Source organism: Roseibaca calidilacus, assembly GCF_001517585.1.
In the GTDB taxonomy this organism is placed as follows: domain Bacteria; phylum Pseudomonadota; class Alphaproteobacteria; order Rhodobacterales; family Rhodobacteraceae; genus Roseinatronobacter; species Roseinatronobacter calidilacus.
Map to the genome: position 1 here is coordinate 1 of NZ_FBYC01000003.1, position 15,133 is coordinate 15,133.

The window sequence follows — 15,133 nt, forward strand, 5'->3', positions numbered from 1 at the left end:
GGCCCGCCTCAGCGCGGGCCTCTCAACCATCACAACCTTGTCCTTTGAGTTCGCGGGGCACCAAAGGAACCATCCCCAAGGAAGGACGTCTTCAACCAAGATCTTGGCCGGGAGGCTGTCGGCGTTCCAAGCATCAGCGGGACAACCGGCTCCTGACGTTGGGGGACCATCCCCCGCTCGCCATTCCCTTCCTTGCCCCGAATTCTGTCTTCGAGATCAACCCACGAGGGGTCGGACTACGGGCAAGCCCGTGCCGCCGGCCGGATTCGGAGCAAGTCCGAACGCACCCGGTGATGTCAGCCAGTATTCGGGCCTTCGAGGTCCTGTCGCGCGGGGGATGGTCCCCCGCCTCCAAGACAGGAGCCAAACAGATGTCCCGCAAAGATGCTCACGCCTTCGCAGCCTCCCTCGCCGCCACGCTCATGGTCTCGATCGTCGTCTTCCAGGCAGGGGATGGGACCTTCGGCGCCGTCCCCGCCGATGAAATCGACGGGGACGAGGTTCAGGTGCTGGTTGAGATTGACCCGTGGGCTTAAGCCCACGGTTACCTCGCCATGCTCGCGCGGAGGCACTGACGCGCCGCTTGATGTGTCGTCGCGCATTGACATCCACACCCCCGGTGCAAGCTAGGACTCTGTCTGTTTCGTTGGAGCACTCGTGCGATCAGTGACCTTCGTTGCCCGCTGAATTGTTCTGTTTTCTTGGCCGAACATCCTCAAGCGCTGCGTAGAATGCGGGCAACACCAACAGGATCAGGACCGTTGCCGCCAGCAACCCGAAGACAACCGAGATCACCAGCGGCTTGAGCGTCTGGGCCTGGGTCGATGTTTCCAGCAGCAAGGGCGCCATGCCCATGATCGTGGTCGAGACCGAGACGAAGATCGGGCGAAACCGCGACCGTACGGCCTCTCCGGCAGCCAGTGCAGCGGACAGTCCCTCGACGCGGCGGGCGTTGATGACGCCGACCAGCAGGATGGCGTTGTTCACCACGATGCCCGCAAGCGACGCTGCGCCCACCAGCGACGGCATGGAGATGTTGTAGCCCATCAGGACATGGCCCCAGATCACACCCAGAAACGCCAGCGGAATGGTGATCATCACGATCAGTGGCTCGATATAGCTTCGGAACTGGAAGCTGAGCACAAGGTAGATGCCCACAAGCCCGATCAGGAACCCGCGCAGGATCGAGGCGACGGTTTCCGCCGAATTGGCGGCTTGGCCGCCGATGTCAAAGGTCAGGCCGGGGGTGGCGGCGACAAGGTCAGGCAAGAAACCTGCGGCCAGCCGTGCGGTAATGGCGTCGGCATTGCCGATGCGACCGTCCACATCGGCCGCAACGGTCAGCGTGCGCAAGCCATTGCGGCGCGTGATCGTTCCCCAGCCGCGTGCTTCAATGACTTCCGCGATGCTGGAGAGCGGCACCGTGCCGCCGCCGGGCAGGGCGATCTCGAAGACGCTCAGGTCAGCGCGGGTGGCGCGATCACCATCAGCCAGCCGCACCTCAAGATCCCAAGCGAGATCGCCCCGCCGGATTTCGGTAAGCTGCGTTCCAAGGAAGGCAGCACGGAGCTGGCCTGCCACATCCGTGGCGGTCAGCCCAAGGGCCTCGGCCCCCGGCGACAGGCTCAGTCGCAACTCGGGCGCACCCGGACGCAGGTCGAGGATCGCGTTGCGCACACCGGCATAGGTTTCCAGCTCGGCCAGTGTGGCGCGACCTGCCGCCTCAAGCGTGGCGAGATCGGGATGGGTCAGGCGCAGCTCGACCGCAATGCCTTGCGGGCCGATCCCCGGCTCGGTCAGGATCAGCGAGGAAACACCGGGCAGGGGGCCTATTTCTTCGCGCCAGAGGGTGACGATATCGTCCAGCGTGCTGCTGCGTGTCTCGGCCCCCAGAAGGTCCACCGCGACGGTGGCTACATGGGCACCGCTCTCGCCTGACGAGAGGTTGCGGCCCATGCGCGTGATGCGGCGGATGACAAGCGGTTGTGCCTCGGGCTGTTCGGGGGTCAGGCGGGCGTTCACGCGGTCAAGCGCGGCCTCGACCTGTGCGACGGCCTCGGTCGTGCGCGAAAGCGGTGTGCCAGCAGGCAGCATCAGCCGCGCCTCTAGCACGTCGCCGTCGATCTCGGGCATCGCCTCGCGCTTGACCACGCCGCCGCCCAGGGCACCTACGGTCAGGATCAAGGCCCCGATGGCCAGCCCCGCAACCAGCCAGCGCCAGCGGATCGCGGCATCGGCAAGACGGCCCACGCCCCGCTCGCGCAAGCTGTCGAAGCCTGCATCGAAGCGCGTGCGGAAGCGGGACGGGGCGGTGTCCTTCATCCCGCCTTTCAGGTGATGGGGCAGGATGAAAAAGGCCTCGATCAGCGACGCGGCGAGCGCAGCCAGCAACACGACCGGCAGAACCTCGAGCACGGCACCCAACTCGCCTGCCAGAAAGGCCAAGGGCAGGAAGACCGCCAACGTGGTCAGGAAAGATGAGACGACGCCGGGCGTCACGGCGGCAACGCCTGCCGCCACGGTGTCCATAGTGGCACCCTTGGCGGCATGCACCGCAATGGAATCCGCGATCACGATGGAGTCGTCCATAACGATCCCGATCGCCATCAAAAGCGCCACCAGCGTCATCATGTTCAGGCTGAGCCCTGTCAGCGCCATCCAGACGAAGGCCCCAGCAAAGGCCACGGGCAGGCCCATCGCAGCCCAGATTGCGAAACCGGGGCGGAAGAACAGGCTCATGACAGCGACGACCAGCACAAGGCCGATTACCCCGTTCTGCACCAACATCACCAGCCGGTCGCGGATGATGGATGTAACGTCCTGCAGCACCTCGACCATGATCGTGTCGGGCAGGCGTGCGGCCTCGTCGGCCACCAGCGCCGCGACCCCGTCGAGCACGCGCAGTGCGTCGGCATCAAGTGACTTCGCCACGTCGATCACGATGGCCGGGGTGCCATCGACAAAGGCGCGGTCCTGCGGCGGCTCGAAGCGTTCCTCGATCACTGCCACGTCACCCAGTGTCAGGGTGGCGCCATTCGGCAAAACCAGCACGGGGATGGTCGCAAGGGTGATTGCCGTATCGCGCTCGGCGGTGAAGCGCAGGGTCAGGTCAGCGCCCGGACCCTCCAGCGTTCCGGCGGGCAGATCGATGTTCTGCGCGGCGATGGCGGCGGCCAATGCGGCAGGCGTCAGGCCGTGGCTGTCCAGCACGGCGCGGTCCGGCGTGATGGACAGTGTCCGGGCACCCAGACCCCCGCGCGTCACGCGGGCGACACCCGGCAGGGCGGTCAGGCGGTCCGACAGGGCGTCGGCGTAAAGATCCAACTCGCCCAGCGGCAACTCGCCCGAGATGGCGACTGATGTGACGGGATCGGAGCGGTGCAGCTCGCGCACCACGGCAGGATCGGCGCGGTCGGGAAAGCTGTCGATGGCCGAAACCTCTGTCCGCAGCGAATTGACGAAGCGCAGTGCGTCATTGCCCGGCGCCATGGTCGCCACGGCGCGGGCGCGGCCGGTCTGCGCGGTGCAGGTGAGTGTCTCGAGCCCCTCGACACCCTGCACCCCGTCCCAGAGCGGTGCGCAGATCGCGGCCTCCACATCCTCGGCGGCAGCACCGCGATAGGGCACGGTGATCTCGGCCTCGACGGCGCGGAAATCGGGGAAGGTCTCGCGCAGGAGGCCGGGGGCCGCGAAAGCGCCCGCGGCAAGGATCAGCAAGAGCAGGAGGTTGCCCGCCGTCGGGTGGCCGGTGAACCAGCGGATCATTGTGCGGCCTCGACCGGGGTCAGGGCCATGCCGGGCAGGGCCGGGGCGATGTCGTCGATCACCATGCGGTCGCCGGGGGACAGGCCGTCTGTAATGACAACGCGGCCCTCTTGCGCGAAGGCGGCGGTGACTGGGCGCAAATCCAGCCGGTCGTCGGGTCCAAGGATACGCACCATGCCGCCATGCAATGCTGCCTCGGGGATCGCAATGAGGCCTGACATGGGAGCGCCCGAAAAGCCGATCTGCACCTGTGTGTTGGGCACCAGTGGCAAACGTCGAGGCGGGTCCGCGCCCTCATAGGGATCATCAACACTGACCACGACTGGCACGGTGCGTGCGCGGGCATCCAGCGCGCCCTCGATCCGGGCCACACGAGCGGTCCAGATCTGCGTCGGGTCGGAAAGCGGGCTGAGCGTCACCTCGATCAATGCAGACGGGCCATCGCGCATCATGTCGGCGAGGGTCATGTCCTCTATTGCATCTCCGATCAGGCGGCGAAAGCTGTCGATCGGCAGATGCGCCACGACCTCGGCCGCCGCGATCCCGTCGCCGCGGATCACGACCTGACCGGGGGCGACGGTCTGGAAACGCTCTGCGTTCACCTCGGTCACGCGCAGATCGAAGGGGGACGTCAGCACAGTGCGGTCCAGCGACCGGCGCGCACGGTCGATGGCTGCTTGTGTCCGCGCGACCTGTGCCACGATCCGCGCCTCGCGGGGCGGGATCAGTGCCATCGCGTTTTCCAGTTCCGCGACCGTCCGGCGGGCTAGAAGCGTGGCACGCTCGGCCTCGTCGACGCGCGATTGCGGGACGGTGCCCTGTTCGGCCAATGTCCGGGTGCGCGTCAGATCGGCCTCGGCCAGCGCGAGGCGCGCGCGTTCCAGATCCAGGATGCGGGCCGTGTTGGCCGCCTCGGCGGTCAGTTGTGCGCTTTCGGCGGCAAGCGCCGCCAGATCGGCCTGAGACTGCGCGAGCGCCAGTTGGTAATCGGCGGGGTCGATCCGCAACACCTCGGTCCCCTCGGGGATCAGGCGACCTGGTTCTAGATCGGGATGGCGCCAGATCACCTCACCTTGTACCTCGGCCACCGCGACCCAACTGTCGGCGGCGCGCAGGTTGCCCCAGGCCGTGGCGGTCGGGCGGATATCCTCAACCGCGACGGTCATTACCCGGACGGGCAGGGCGGGCGCGCGCCCGTCAATCTGCGCGGGGCCGGGGGCCGAGGCGATCATCCAGACCGCTGCGGCGATCCCAAGAGCTATAGGCGGCACGGCAAGGAGGGGGGCGAGGCGCATCAGAGTCAACCCTGTGCCCGGCGCATCCGCGCCAGCGTCCCGTCACGCAACACGAATTGGTGGTAGAGCGCGCCGACCACATGCAGGGCGACCAATGCCAGCAGCACAATCTTCAACACATTGTGGCCCTGTGCTGCGGCCTCGACCCCGCCGAACCACGCGACGGACCCGCTGAGTGGCATCAGGATCATCAGCGCGTAAAGCCCGACATGGGTGAGCTTTGCGAGAATGCTTTGTACCTTGCTGGCTTCGATGGCCGGGGGCACCCCACGCCGGGCGCGCAGGGTCAGCCGCCACAGCGCGAAGATCATCACCAGCGCGCCGCCCGCCACATGGGCCAGCACGAGCGGGTCGAACCCGGCCTCCAGCCCATCGGTGATGCGGTCCCATGCGGCCGACATCGCGTCCTTGAAGATGTATTGCTGCGCGATCAGCGCGAAGACGAGCCAATGCAGCGCGATCTGCAGGCGGGAATAGCCGGTGGGGGCGGTTGTGACGTGCATGGCGGGGGTCCTTTCGGTCTAGGTGCGCGACTCGGGATGGAGGTTGCGGTTATCAACAGTATATGTTAGTGAGTTATAACTAACAAGAGGTGCTGCATGTCTGATCGTCAAAGCGCGCAAGACCGTAAGGCGCAGATCGTGGTCGAGGTACTGCGACTGGCCGATGAGATCGGGCCTGACCGTCTGAGCACTACGGATGTTGCGCGCGCCATAGGCATCAGCCAGCCTGCGATTTTCAGACATTTCCCAACGAAGGGCGCGCTCTGGTTGGCGGTGGCCGAGGATATCGCGGACCGGTTGCAGTGTGATTGGGCCGCAGCCGAGGCCGGGGCCAGTGGGCCGCACGCACGCCTGAAGGCGCTGATCGGAGCGCAACTGACGGCCATATCCAGAACGCCTGCGCTGCCGTCGATCCTGTTCTCGCGCGAGTTGCAGGTGGACAATGAAGCCCTGCGCGACGTGTTCCGGGGGCTACTGGCGGGGTTTCAGAGCCGCCTTGTTGCCGTGATCCGTCATCTTCAGGCTGAGGGCGACCTGCGCCGTGACGTCAGCCCGGAGGATGTCGCCATCCTGCTGACGTCGCTGGTGCAAGGTGTCGCCATCCGCTGGACGCTCGGCGCGCGGGGTTTTTCCCTGGTCCGTGAGGGGCTGCGACTGTTCGACGTGCAGATGACGCTACTGACAGCTCAGGAGGGCGTTTTCGATGAAGAAACAAAGTAAACTGATCCACATCTCAGCGGGTATTGCGGTCGTCTTCGGTCTTCTGACGGTTGTGTCGGGCGGGGCCACGCTTCTTGGCGGGCTCGAAATAGGGGCGATCGTCCTGTTCGTCCTGTGGTTCAACACACTGGCTGGACTGGCCTATGTCGTGGCGGGCCTGGGCCTGTGGCAGGGGCGGCGATGGGCCTATCCTCTGTCTCTCGCGATCTTCGCCGCAACTCTGCTGGTCTTTGCGGCCTTCGGTCTGCATGTCGCACAGGGTGGGGCCTTTGAGATGCGCACCGTTTACGCCATGGCCCTGCGCAGCGCGGTCTGGGGCGCGATCGCGCTGATGGCCCGACAACTGCTGACCCGTCAGGCGCTTTCCGGTCGATAGACGCAATCGGCCAGAGTGCTGCGGTTCAGGTCATCGATGAAGGCCGCCTCGGCATGGGCCAGCCGCGCCTTCAACCGGCAGTGCGGGGTCAGTGTGCAGGCGTGGGCCCCGGCGGCAAAGCACTCCACCAGCGCCTGATCGGCCTCGAGGATCGCTACCACATCGCCCAAGCGGATGTCCGCAGGCGCGCGGGCCAGCATCGCTCCGCCCCCGCCGCCGCGCCGGGTTTCCAGAAGACCTGCTGCGGCAAGCGCCGAGATCACCTTGGCCAGATGGTTGCGCGAGATACGGAACTCGGCGGCAAGGTCGGCAGCCGTGAAGGCGCGGTCAGGTGTGCCCGCCATGCGCATCAGCACGCGCAGCCCGTAATCTGTGAAGGAAGTGAGGCGCATGGTCGCGATCCTGATTTGGTATTTACAATGCGTATTACTGTGGTCTAATCGGTAAATCAAATACCAATTCGCTTAACTCAGACGACTCACCACAGAATGGACGTGCCATGGACGACGATGCCACCGCCGCAGTGCCGCAGGAAACCGGCGCCCTCATCGATCACATTCTGACCAACTATCACGCCATGCACAGGGCCGACCTCGCATCGCTGATCCCTCTTGCGAGCCGTGTCGAACAGGTTCACGCCGATGATCCTGACGCCCCCAAGGGGCTTGCCCATGCCCTGACCATGCTGGAGCGCGAGATGGAAGATCACATGACCAAGGAAGAAATGATCCTGTTTCCGGCGATGCGCGCGGGTGGCGGGGCGGGCATCGAACACCCCATTGCGGTCATGCGCGCCGACCATGACGATCACGCCGGATCCATCTCGCTGATCCGCAAGCTGACAGGCGATCTTACACCGCCCGAACACGCCTGCGGGTCCTGGCGGTCGCTTTATGGCGGCACGGCGACGCTGCTCAATGAACTGGCCGATCACATCGCGCTGGAGAACGACGTCCTCTTTCCCCGGTTCGAGTCTGCAAGATGACCAAGGACGGGACATATGCCTCGCCGCCCTGCATGGCGGCAGAGGTTTGCCCTTCGTATTTCGACCCGCTTGGCGCTGATCCCGAGCAGGGGCGCGATGTTGCACGCTGGCGCCGGGCCGAACGGGCACGGCTTGCCGGGCTGCGGGAGGGCCTCGGACAAGCTGGGCGGGCGCAGGGCTCGGACAGGATCGCGGGGCATCTGGGGAGGGTGCTGAGCGACCGCGGGGTGGGGCGCGGATGCGTCCTGTCCGGCTACTGGCCGATCAAGGGGGAACCCGACCTGCGCCCTGCCCTGGCCAATCTGCACCACGCGGGGGTGACCATCGCCCTGCCAGTCGTCGAGACCCGCGCGGCCCCGCTGGTGTTTCGCCGATGGACGCCCGAAACGAAACTGGTGCGCGGCGACTGGAACATCCCGGCTCCCCCACCTGAGGCCGACGAACTGACGCCCGAGACCGCGCTCGCTCCTTGTCTCGGTTGGGACAAGGCATGTTTCCGGCTTGGTTGGGGCGGCGGCTATTTCGACCGGACGCTGGCCGCGCTGGTGCCGCGCCCTCTGACCATCGGCATCGCCCTTTTCGCCGCGCGTCTGCCGACGATCTTTCCGCAACCCCATGACATCCCGCTCGACCTGATCCTGACCGAGGACGGCGTCGCGGCAACGAGTGCAGAAGCAAGGACAGACAGATGACGACCACGACCGAGCAGATGCGCGCCTGGACCGGCCCTGCGATCCTGACCTTCGGGTTCCGCCCGTTCTTTTTCGGCGCAGCAGTCTGGGCCGTGCTGGCGATGGCGCTCTGGGTGCCGATGCTGTCGGGATACCTGATGCTTCCCACCACGTTTGACCCCGTTTCCTGGCACGCGCATGAATTCCTGTTCGGCTATCTGGGCGCCGTCGTCGCGGGGTTCCTCTTGACCGCTGTGCCGAACTGGACCGGGCGCTTGCCGATCGTCGGCTGGCGGTTGGGGATGCTTGCCGGCCTTTGGCTGGTGGGGCGTGTGGCGGTTGCGGTCTCAGCCGGTTTGCCAGATGTGTTGGTGGCCGTGGCCGATCTGGCGTTTCCGGTTGTCTTTGCGGCTCTCATCGCGCGCGAGATCGTGGCGGGCAAGAACTGGCGCAATCTGGTCGTGCTGGCGATGCTGGGGGTCTTCATTCTTGGCAACGCCTTTTTCCATTGGGAAGCGGCAAAGGGCGGTTACGCGGCGCAAGGCTACGGCCTGCGTCTGGGCCTTGGCGCGGGCATCATGATGATCGCCGTGATCGGTGGCCGTGTAGTGCCGTCCTTCACCCGCAACTGGCTTGTGAAACGGCGCGGCAAAGTCCTGCCCGTGGCGCCGATGCAGTCCTTCGACAAGGTGGTGCTGGTGGTGCTGGCACTGGCGCTGTTGCTCTGGTTCGCCCTGCCGTTTGGGGCTTTGACCGGGGCGGCCCTTGCGCTGGCAGGCGTCTTGCACGCGCTGCGACTGGCCCGTTGGGCGGGGCATCGGACCTTTGCCGAACCGCTGGTGACGGTGCTGCATGCGGGCTATGCTTTTGTGCCGCTGGGGGCCTTGGCGCTGGCCGCGGAAATATTGGCTCCGGGGTCCTTCGGGATGGCAGGTGCGCAGCATTTCTGGATGGCCGGTGCGGTCGGGTTGATGACATTGGCCGTGATGACACGCGCCACGCTTGGCCATACCGGGCAGGAACTGAGAGCGGGGGCAGGGACCGTCACGATCTATCTGGCCCTGATCCTGTCCGTATTTGCGCGGGTCGCAGGCGGCGTATGGCCTGAATTCTCCGGCCTGTTGAACACTGTGGCGGGGCTGTTCTGGATCCTTGCTTTCGGCGGTTTCGCCGTCCTTTATGGTGCGCTTTTGCTGCGCCTGCCCGCCGCCAAACGTATCTGAGGCGCTTATCCATGGGATGCTTTGAGTTCTCCCTCGCCTATGTCGTCTTTTTCCTGTCGCATTCCTTGCCCGTGCGGCCGCCGCTCAGGCCCTGGCTTCAAGCGCGGCTTGGCGTTTCTGGCTTCACGCTGGCCTACTCCGCCCTGTCACTTGCGGCGCTGGCATGGCTGATAGTGGCGGCAGGCCGCGCGCCGCATGTGACCCTTTGGGATTGGGCGCCATGGCAGGTCCATGTGCCCCTGACGGTCATGGGACCGGTCTGCCTGATCCTTGCGCTCTCCATAGGGCGTCCAAACCCGTTCTCCTTCGGTGGCGCGCGCAACGACCGGTTCGATCCTGCGCGGCCCGGCATCGTCCGGTGGTCGCGTCACCCGCTGCTTGCTGCGCTGGCGCTTTGGGCGGCGGCCCATATCCTGCCGAACGGGGATCTCGCGCATGTGATCCTGTTCGGCACCTTTGCCGCCTTCGCCATTCTTGGCGGTCGTCTGATAGACCGCAGAAAACGTCGTGAGATGGGGGCGGATTGGCAGCGCCTGCACCTGTTGGTTGAAGAGGCACCGCTCCTGTCCTGGCGCTTGTCGGGAGATATTCTTGCGCGACTCGTAGCCGCTGTTTTTCTCTATGCGACGCTTCTCTGGGCGCATCCCGTCCTATTCGGCGTCAGCCCACTTCCGTGACGGTCACTCTTTGATGTCTTCGATCCAAGTTTTGGCCGCTACCGCGCGGGGCAACCCGAGGGGACCGATGGCCAGCATTGCGACCTGTGTCATCGCTGCAGGTTCGATCCCCTCTGATTTGGCGCGCCGTGTGTGAGAGTGCACCGCGCCTTCGGATCCAGCGCCAATGGCAAGCGCGAGCTTCACGAGACGCCTTTCCCGGGGCGTCAGCGGGCCACAATCTGCGCTTGCCTTGCCCAAGGCGGCATAGGCCTTCCAGATATCAGGATACTCTTCGGCGAGGTCTCCGGCAGCGCCAGGCATGGATTTGGTCATCTGTCTGTCCTTCACGTTGTAAAGTCATCAATCAGTGGGTTGGGTTTTGCGAAACGCTCGAGATCTGCTTGGTCCCCGATGGTGATACGGGTGCCTGTCACTGTCACGCCGTAGGGCTGCAGGCCCTTGAAGGCGCGGCTGAGGTTTTCAGGGGTCATGCCCAGCACCGAGGCCAGGCGCCGCTTTTCGAAATCCAGCTCGAACGCGGCCCCGCCGCCAGAGTGCCTTTGTTGCCTGAGCAGGTAGTTCGCGAGCCGCTCGAGCGAGGTTCTGAGTTTCAGATCCTTCTGCGCCTTGATGACAGAGCGATAGCACTGCGCCAGTTCCGTGACGATCGCACGGGCAAAGTCGCTGTCGGCGTCGAAGATCGCGCGCACATCCTGACTGGGGATCAGCGCGATCCGGCTTTTTTCCAGCGTGCGGGCCGACATCAGATAGGGCGCGTCCTTGATTGTCGCGGCAAGAATGAAGGTCGAGATCGGGCGAACAGTCGCCATGCTGGTATCCCGGCCGTTCCAGGCGGAGAATAGATCGACCGAGCCCGAAAGGACGATGTGAAGAAAATCGCTCGGCTCACCTTCAGTGATCAATTCGATCTGAGCGGGGAAATTCTGCACGTAAGCACCCCGCATAAGGGCCGTGAAATGCGCATCCGCCATTTGCGAAAAGAGATCGAGCTTTCGAATATCCCGGTATTCTGAATCGGGCATGTCATCTCCCTTTCTTTTTTCACGGTTAACAAATTTCATCAAATCAATTGATAATTGTCAAGCATTGAGTTGCTCTGCGCCGAACAATCCTTGATCTTTCACGGCGCGCCCAATGACATATTTATGTAAGCCATTTATTTCGTTATACTTTTTACCTTTTCATGATCCAGATCAAACTTAAAACCGACAACATCCGTCTTCCTTGTCTCAAACACGCCTAGTGCCCGCATGCGGTGTCAGATTGGAGAGACAGATGGAGATAATGTTGGCCTATGACCATTCGCGCAACGCGCGGATTGCGCTGGACGCGCTCCGAGACATGTTTGGGCAAATCAAGCCTACGATCACTCTGGTCTCTGTGGTGGAAGATGTCGGCAGCGCCACATCCGGTGCGGACGATCTTTTCAACGAACAATATGCAACCCAGAAGGCCGGCGTCGAGGCTGCGGCTGCTGAATTGATGGCAGAGGGTTTCGAAGCCCGCGTGGTTCTGGCCCAGGGTGATGCACGCAAGATGATCCTGCGCGCAACCGAGGAACGCAAGCCTGACCTTCTGGTGATGGCGCGTCACAGCCACCAGCCGGATGACGGCCCGCTTGGCTTTATTGCCCGCCGCATCGACGCGCTGGTCGAGGAGTTCGATCACATGACTTTCGGTTCGGTTTCGGCATTCCTCGCGCGCCGTGCGAAATGCCCGATCCTCATCATCCCAACCCATGTTTCTGCATCCGAGATGCAGGCGGCCCAATAAGCCAGACAGAGGAACGCCCAAATGCAAGTCTCGGATATCTTCCGCTTCCGTAACCGTGAAATCCGCGCTCTTCACCTGACGTGGATCGCCTTTTTCATCACTTTCTACGTCTGGTTCAACATGGCGCCGCTGGCATCCTCGATGCTGGCTTCCGCTGACTGGCTGACCCGCGACGATATCCGGCTATTTGCTATCGCGAACGTTGCGTTGACCATTCCAGCCCGCATCATCGTCGGCATGGCGCTCGACAAGTGGGGACCGCGGCGTGTGTTCTCAGTCCTTATGGTCGTCATGGCAGTACCAACGCTGTTCTTCGCTTTTGGCGACAGCAAGATGCAACTCTTTGTCTCCCGTCTGGTTCTGTCATCGGTCGGCGCGGGCTTTGTCGTCGGCATTCACATGACCGCCCTTTGGTTCAAGCCGCGCGATATAGGTTTTGCCGAGGGCTTCTATGCCGGTTGGGGCAATTTCGGTTCTGCCGCAGCGGCTATGACCATCCCGACCATTGCGCTGTCGGTGTTCGGCGGCGATGACGGATGGCGCTATGCCATTGCGATGTCAGGGATCATCATGGCGGCCTATGGTGTTTTTTACTGGTTTGCCATCACTGACGGTCCGACAGCAGACACCCATAAGAAGGCCCGCAAATCTGGCGCGTTGGAAGTTTCCACTTACCGCGATCTTGCGCTTCTGGTGATCTTTACGGTGCCGCTGGTGGGTATCTTGTCTATCCTTGTCTATCGCGTTCAGCGGATGGGCTATATCGACACATTTGTTGCTGCGATCTGTTATGCGGCTATTGCTGTGGTGGTGGTCTATCAGGTTTGGCAAGTGCTGCGTGTCAATTTGCCGTTGCTGCGCAAGGGCATCCCCGCAGATGACCGCTATCCGTTCTCATCTGTTGCTGCGCTGAACACGACATACTTCGCGAATTTCGGCGCGGAACTCGCGGTGGTCTCGATGCTGCCGATGTTCTTTCAGGAGACATGGGGTTTGAACCCGGTGACCGCCGGCCTTATTGCCGCTTCCTTTGCCTTCATCAACCTTGTCGCGCGCCCCATGGGCGGCCTTGTCTCGGACCGGATGGGTAACCGCCGCTTCGTGATGCTGTCTTACATGCTGGGCATTGCCATCGGGTTCTTCCTAATGGGGCTTCTCAACAGTTCGTGGCCGCTGATCATCGCCATCGCCATCACCATCGGGTGTTCGTTCTTCGTGCAAGGTGCAGAGGGTGCAACCTTCGGCATCATCCCGTCGATCAAGCGTCGCGTGACCGGGCAGATCGCGGGCATGGCGGGGGCCTACGGCAATGTTGGGGCAGTGTTTTACCTTTTCATCTTCATGTTCGTTGATGCTTCGACGTTCTTTATGATCATCGCGGCTGGGGCCTTGGTTTCCTGGGTGGTCTGCTTTTTCTGGTTGAAAGAGCCTGCCGGCGGGTTTGGCGAGGAATACGTCCTCTCGTCGGTCGACCATGCGATTGCCGCCGAGGTGCAGCACAAGAAGGACGCTGAGCTCGAACTGGCGAATATTTTCGAGGGTTCCGAAAACGTCGCACTGGCTGAAAAAGCGGACGGCGTGATCATCACGGCGCGGTTCAGTGACCTCGAAGCATTGCGTGCCGCGCTTGGCCGTCTGGCCGCCAAACCCCGCACCGCCGAATGACACTTATGCAAGCCCGCCCTGGCAAGCCTGCTCAAAATCGCACAGAAGGAGCGTTCTCCATGTCTATGACATCCGCACAAACGAAAGGGCCGGTTCTGAAAGACTGGCGTCCCGAAGACACTGCATTCTGGGAAAGTACGGGCAAGCGTATCGCACGCCGCAACTTGTGGATTTCCATTCCTGCTTTGCTGCTGGCGTTTGCTGTCTGGATGGTTTGGTCAGTCGTGGTGGCGCGCCTGCCGGCCATCGGCTTTGACTTCGACACCGGCCAACTGTTCTGGCTGGCCGCTTTACCCGGATTATCTGGTGCGACCCTGCGCATTTTCTACAGCTTTGTAATCCCGATCTTTGGGGGGCGTCGCTGGACAGCAATTTCGACCGCGTCGCTCTTGGCTCCGGCCCTTGGCATCGGCTTTGCCGTGCAGAACCCAGACACGCCCTACAGCATGTTCGTGCTGCTTGCGCTGCTCTGCGGCCTTGGTGGCGGCAACTTTGCCTCGTCGATGGCAAACATCAACTATTTCTTCCCTAAGACACAGAAGGGCAACGCTCTGGCGTTGAATGCGGGCCTTGGAAACCTCGGCGTCTCGGTGGTGCAATTCGTCGTGCCGGTCGTGATCACCATGGGTGTTTTCGGGGCTATGGGCGGTCAGGGTCAGAAGATCAGCGACGGTGGTCAACTTTGGCTGCAGAATGCGGGTTTCGTGTGGGTACCCTTCCTTGTAATCTGCACGCTGGCTGCATGGTTTGGCATGAATGATCTTGCTGACGCCAAAGCCTCGCTTTCTGAACAGTTGAGCATACTCAAGCGCAAGCACAATTGGATCATGTCGATCTTGTACATCGGCACCTTTGGCAGCTTCATTGGCTACTCGGCCGGCTTCCCGCTTCTGATGAAAACCCAGTTTCCCGCGATGGAAACATTGCACCTGGCGTTTCTGGGTCCGCTTGTTGGGGCGCTGTCACGCTCGGCCACGGGTTGGATTTCCGACAAGTTCGGTGGCGGACGCGTGACGCTTTGGGTCTTTGTCGGGATGATTATCGCGGTTCTGGGTGTCGTGTTGTTCCTGCCGCTCGGCGGATCAGAAGGCAACTTCGTGGGCTTCTTTGCCTGTTTCATGGCGCTTTTCATGCTTACTGGAATTGGTAACGCCTCGACCTTTCAAATGATCCCCAGCATCATGCGGCAGGAAATTCCCCGCCTCATGCCCGACCTGGACCAGACCGCTAGTCTGCGCACGGCCGAGCGTGAAAGTGGCGCGATCATTGCCTTCACTTCGGCGATGGCAGCATACGGCGCCTTCTTCATACCGAAATCTTACGGAACTTCGATTGCACTTACGGGTGGCCCCGCGGGTGCGCTGTACGCCTTTGCGATTTTTTACGCGATCTGCGTGGCGCTGACGTGGGCCTTCTATACCCGCAAAGGCGCTGCGACGCCCTGCTGAAATCATACGGGTGCAACCTGTTGCACCCG

Annotated in this window: 16 protein-coding genes; 10 read left to right on the forward strand and 6 right to left on the reverse strand. The window is 62.9% G+C overall.

Features of this window, described 5'->3' with window-relative positions:
* Positions 1 to 371: 371 nt before the first annotated feature.
* On the forward strand, positions 372 to 536 hold the full coding sequence (locus tag AWT76_RS16830) for a hypothetical protein (protein WP_165375273.1): 165 nt from the start codon (positions 372 to 374) through the stop codon (positions 534 to 536).
* A 127-nt stretch (positions 537 to 663) separates the two neighbouring features.
* Here the strand turns inward: AWT76_RS16830 and AWT76_RS02885 are convergent, their stop codons facing one another.
* From AWT76_RS02885 to AWT76_RS02895, 3 genes are read right to left on the reverse strand one after another with little or no spacing between them, the layout of a single operon-like run.
* The gene (locus tag AWT76_RS02885; RefSeq protein WP_072244830.1) at positions 664 to 3,765 is read right to left on the reverse strand and encodes an efflux RND transporter permease subunit; all 3,102 of its coding nucleotides are present in this window, start codon (positions 3,763 to 3,765) and stop codon (positions 664 to 666) included.
* Positions 3,762 to 5,060: an efflux RND transporter periplasmic adaptor subunit gene (locus AWT76_RS02890; protein WP_141655853.1), complete on the reverse strand. Its 1,299-nt coding sequence runs from the start codon at positions 5,058 to 5,060 to the stop codon at positions 3,762 to 3,764. Before AWT76_RS02890 ends, AWT76_RS02885 begins: the two co-directional genes overlap by 4 nt.
* Positions 5,061 to 5,065: 5 nt before the next feature.
* Positions 5,066 to 5,563, reverse strand: coding sequence for a cytochrome b (locus AWT76_RS02895; protein WP_072244832.1), 498 nt, complete (start codon positions 5,561 to 5,563; stop codon positions 5,066 to 5,068).
* Between the two features lie 96 nt (positions 5,564 to 5,659).
* On the opposite strand from AWT76_RS02895, the gene AWT76_RS02900 reads away from it, so the two are divergent.
* Both AWT76_RS02900 and AWT76_RS02905 read left to right on the forward strand, forming a co-directional pair.
* Positions 5,660 to 6,283 carry a TetR/AcrR family transcriptional regulator gene (locus AWT76_RS02900; protein ID WP_072244833.1) on the forward strand — a complete coding sequence of 208 codons (624 nt, stop codon included), beginning with the start codon at positions 5,660 to 5,662 and terminating at the stop codon, positions 6,281 to 6,283.
* Entirely contained in the window at positions 6,267 to 6,659 is a 393-nt protein-coding gene (locus AWT76_RS02905) for a hypothetical protein (RefSeq protein ID WP_072244834.1), read from the forward strand. The genes AWT76_RS02900 and AWT76_RS02905 overlap by 17 nt, the downstream gene beginning before the upstream one ends.
* Here AWT76_RS02905 and AWT76_RS02910 read toward each other — a convergent pair.
* Complete coding sequence (locus AWT76_RS02910; protein WP_072244835.1) at positions 6,638 to 7,051, reverse strand: RrF2 family transcriptional regulator; 414 nt, start codon at positions 7,049 to 7,051, stop codon at positions 6,638 to 6,640. The two genes, AWT76_RS02905 and AWT76_RS02910, sit on opposite strands and share 22 nt — an antisense overlap.
* A 107-nt stretch (positions 7,052 to 7,158) precedes the next feature.
* Between AWT76_RS02910 and AWT76_RS02915 the strand changes: the two genes are divergently transcribed.
* Genes AWT76_RS02915 through AWT76_RS02930 form a run of 4 tightly spaced genes read left to right on the forward strand, consistent with a single transcriptional unit; the run spans position 7,159 to position 10,215 of the window.
* Positions 7,159 to 7,644 (forward strand): hemerythrin domain-containing protein, encoded by a 486-nt coding sequence (locus AWT76_RS02915; RefSeq protein ID WP_072244836.1) that lies wholly within the window; start codon positions 7,159 to 7,161, stop codon positions 7,642 to 7,644.
* Positions 7,641 to 8,336: a 5-formyltetrahydrofolate cyclo-ligase gene (locus tag AWT76_RS02920; RefSeq protein WP_072244837.1), complete on the forward strand. Its 696-nt coding sequence runs from the start codon at positions 7,641 to 7,643 to the stop codon at positions 8,334 to 8,336. The genes AWT76_RS02915 and AWT76_RS02920 overlap by 4 nt, the downstream gene beginning before the upstream one ends.
* The gene (locus AWT76_RS02925) at positions 8,333 to 9,538 is read left to right on the forward strand and encodes an NnrS family protein (protein WP_072244838.1); all 1,206 of its coding nucleotides are present in this window, start codon (positions 8,333 to 8,335) and stop codon (positions 9,536 to 9,538) included. The genes AWT76_RS02920 and AWT76_RS02925 overlap by 4 nt, the downstream gene beginning before the upstream one ends.
* Before the next feature lie 11 nt (positions 9,539 to 9,549).
* Positions 9,550 to 10,215 carry an NnrU family protein gene (locus tag AWT76_RS02930; RefSeq protein ID WP_072244839.1) on the forward strand — a complete coding sequence of 222 codons (666 nt, stop codon included), beginning with the start codon at positions 9,550 to 9,552 and terminating at the stop codon, positions 10,213 to 10,215.
* A 3-nt stretch (positions 10,216 to 10,218) separates the two neighbouring features.
* Here AWT76_RS02930 and AWT76_RS02935 read toward each other — a convergent pair whose 3' ends face one another.
* The gene (locus tag AWT76_RS02935; RefSeq protein WP_072244840.1) at positions 10,219 to 10,530 is read right to left on the reverse strand and encodes a carboxymuconolactone decarboxylase family protein; all 312 of its coding nucleotides are present in this window, start codon (positions 10,528 to 10,530) and stop codon (positions 10,219 to 10,221) included.
* Positions 10,531 to 10,541: 11 nt separating this feature from the next.
* On the reverse strand, positions 10,542 to 11,240 hold the full coding sequence (locus tag AWT76_RS02940) for a helix-turn-helix domain-containing protein (protein ID WP_072244841.1): 699 nt from the start codon (positions 11,238 to 11,240) through the stop codon (positions 10,542 to 10,544).
* A 253-nt stretch (positions 11,241 to 11,493) separates the two neighbouring features.
* Between AWT76_RS02940 and AWT76_RS02945 the strand changes: the two genes are divergently transcribed.
* From AWT76_RS02945 to AWT76_RS02955, 3 genes are read left to right on the forward strand one after another with little or no spacing between them, the layout of a single operon-like run.
* The gene (locus tag AWT76_RS02945; protein ID WP_072244842.1) at positions 11,494 to 11,991 is read left to right on the forward strand and encodes a universal stress protein; all 498 of its coding nucleotides are present in this window, start codon (positions 11,494 to 11,496) and stop codon (positions 11,989 to 11,991) included.
* 21 nt (positions 11,992 to 12,012) lie between these two features.
* Positions 12,013 to 13,656 carry an MFS transporter gene (locus AWT76_RS02950; RefSeq protein WP_072244843.1) on the forward strand — a complete coding sequence of 548 codons (1,644 nt, stop codon included), beginning with the start codon at positions 12,013 to 12,015 and terminating at the stop codon, positions 13,654 to 13,656.
* Between the two features lie 59 nt (positions 13,657 to 13,715).
* Complete coding sequence (locus AWT76_RS02955) at positions 13,716 to 15,104, forward strand: NarK family nitrate/nitrite MFS transporter (RefSeq protein ID WP_176699319.1); 1,389 nt, start codon at positions 13,716 to 13,718, stop codon at positions 15,102 to 15,104.
* Positions 15,105 to 15,133 lie beyond the last annotated feature (29 nt).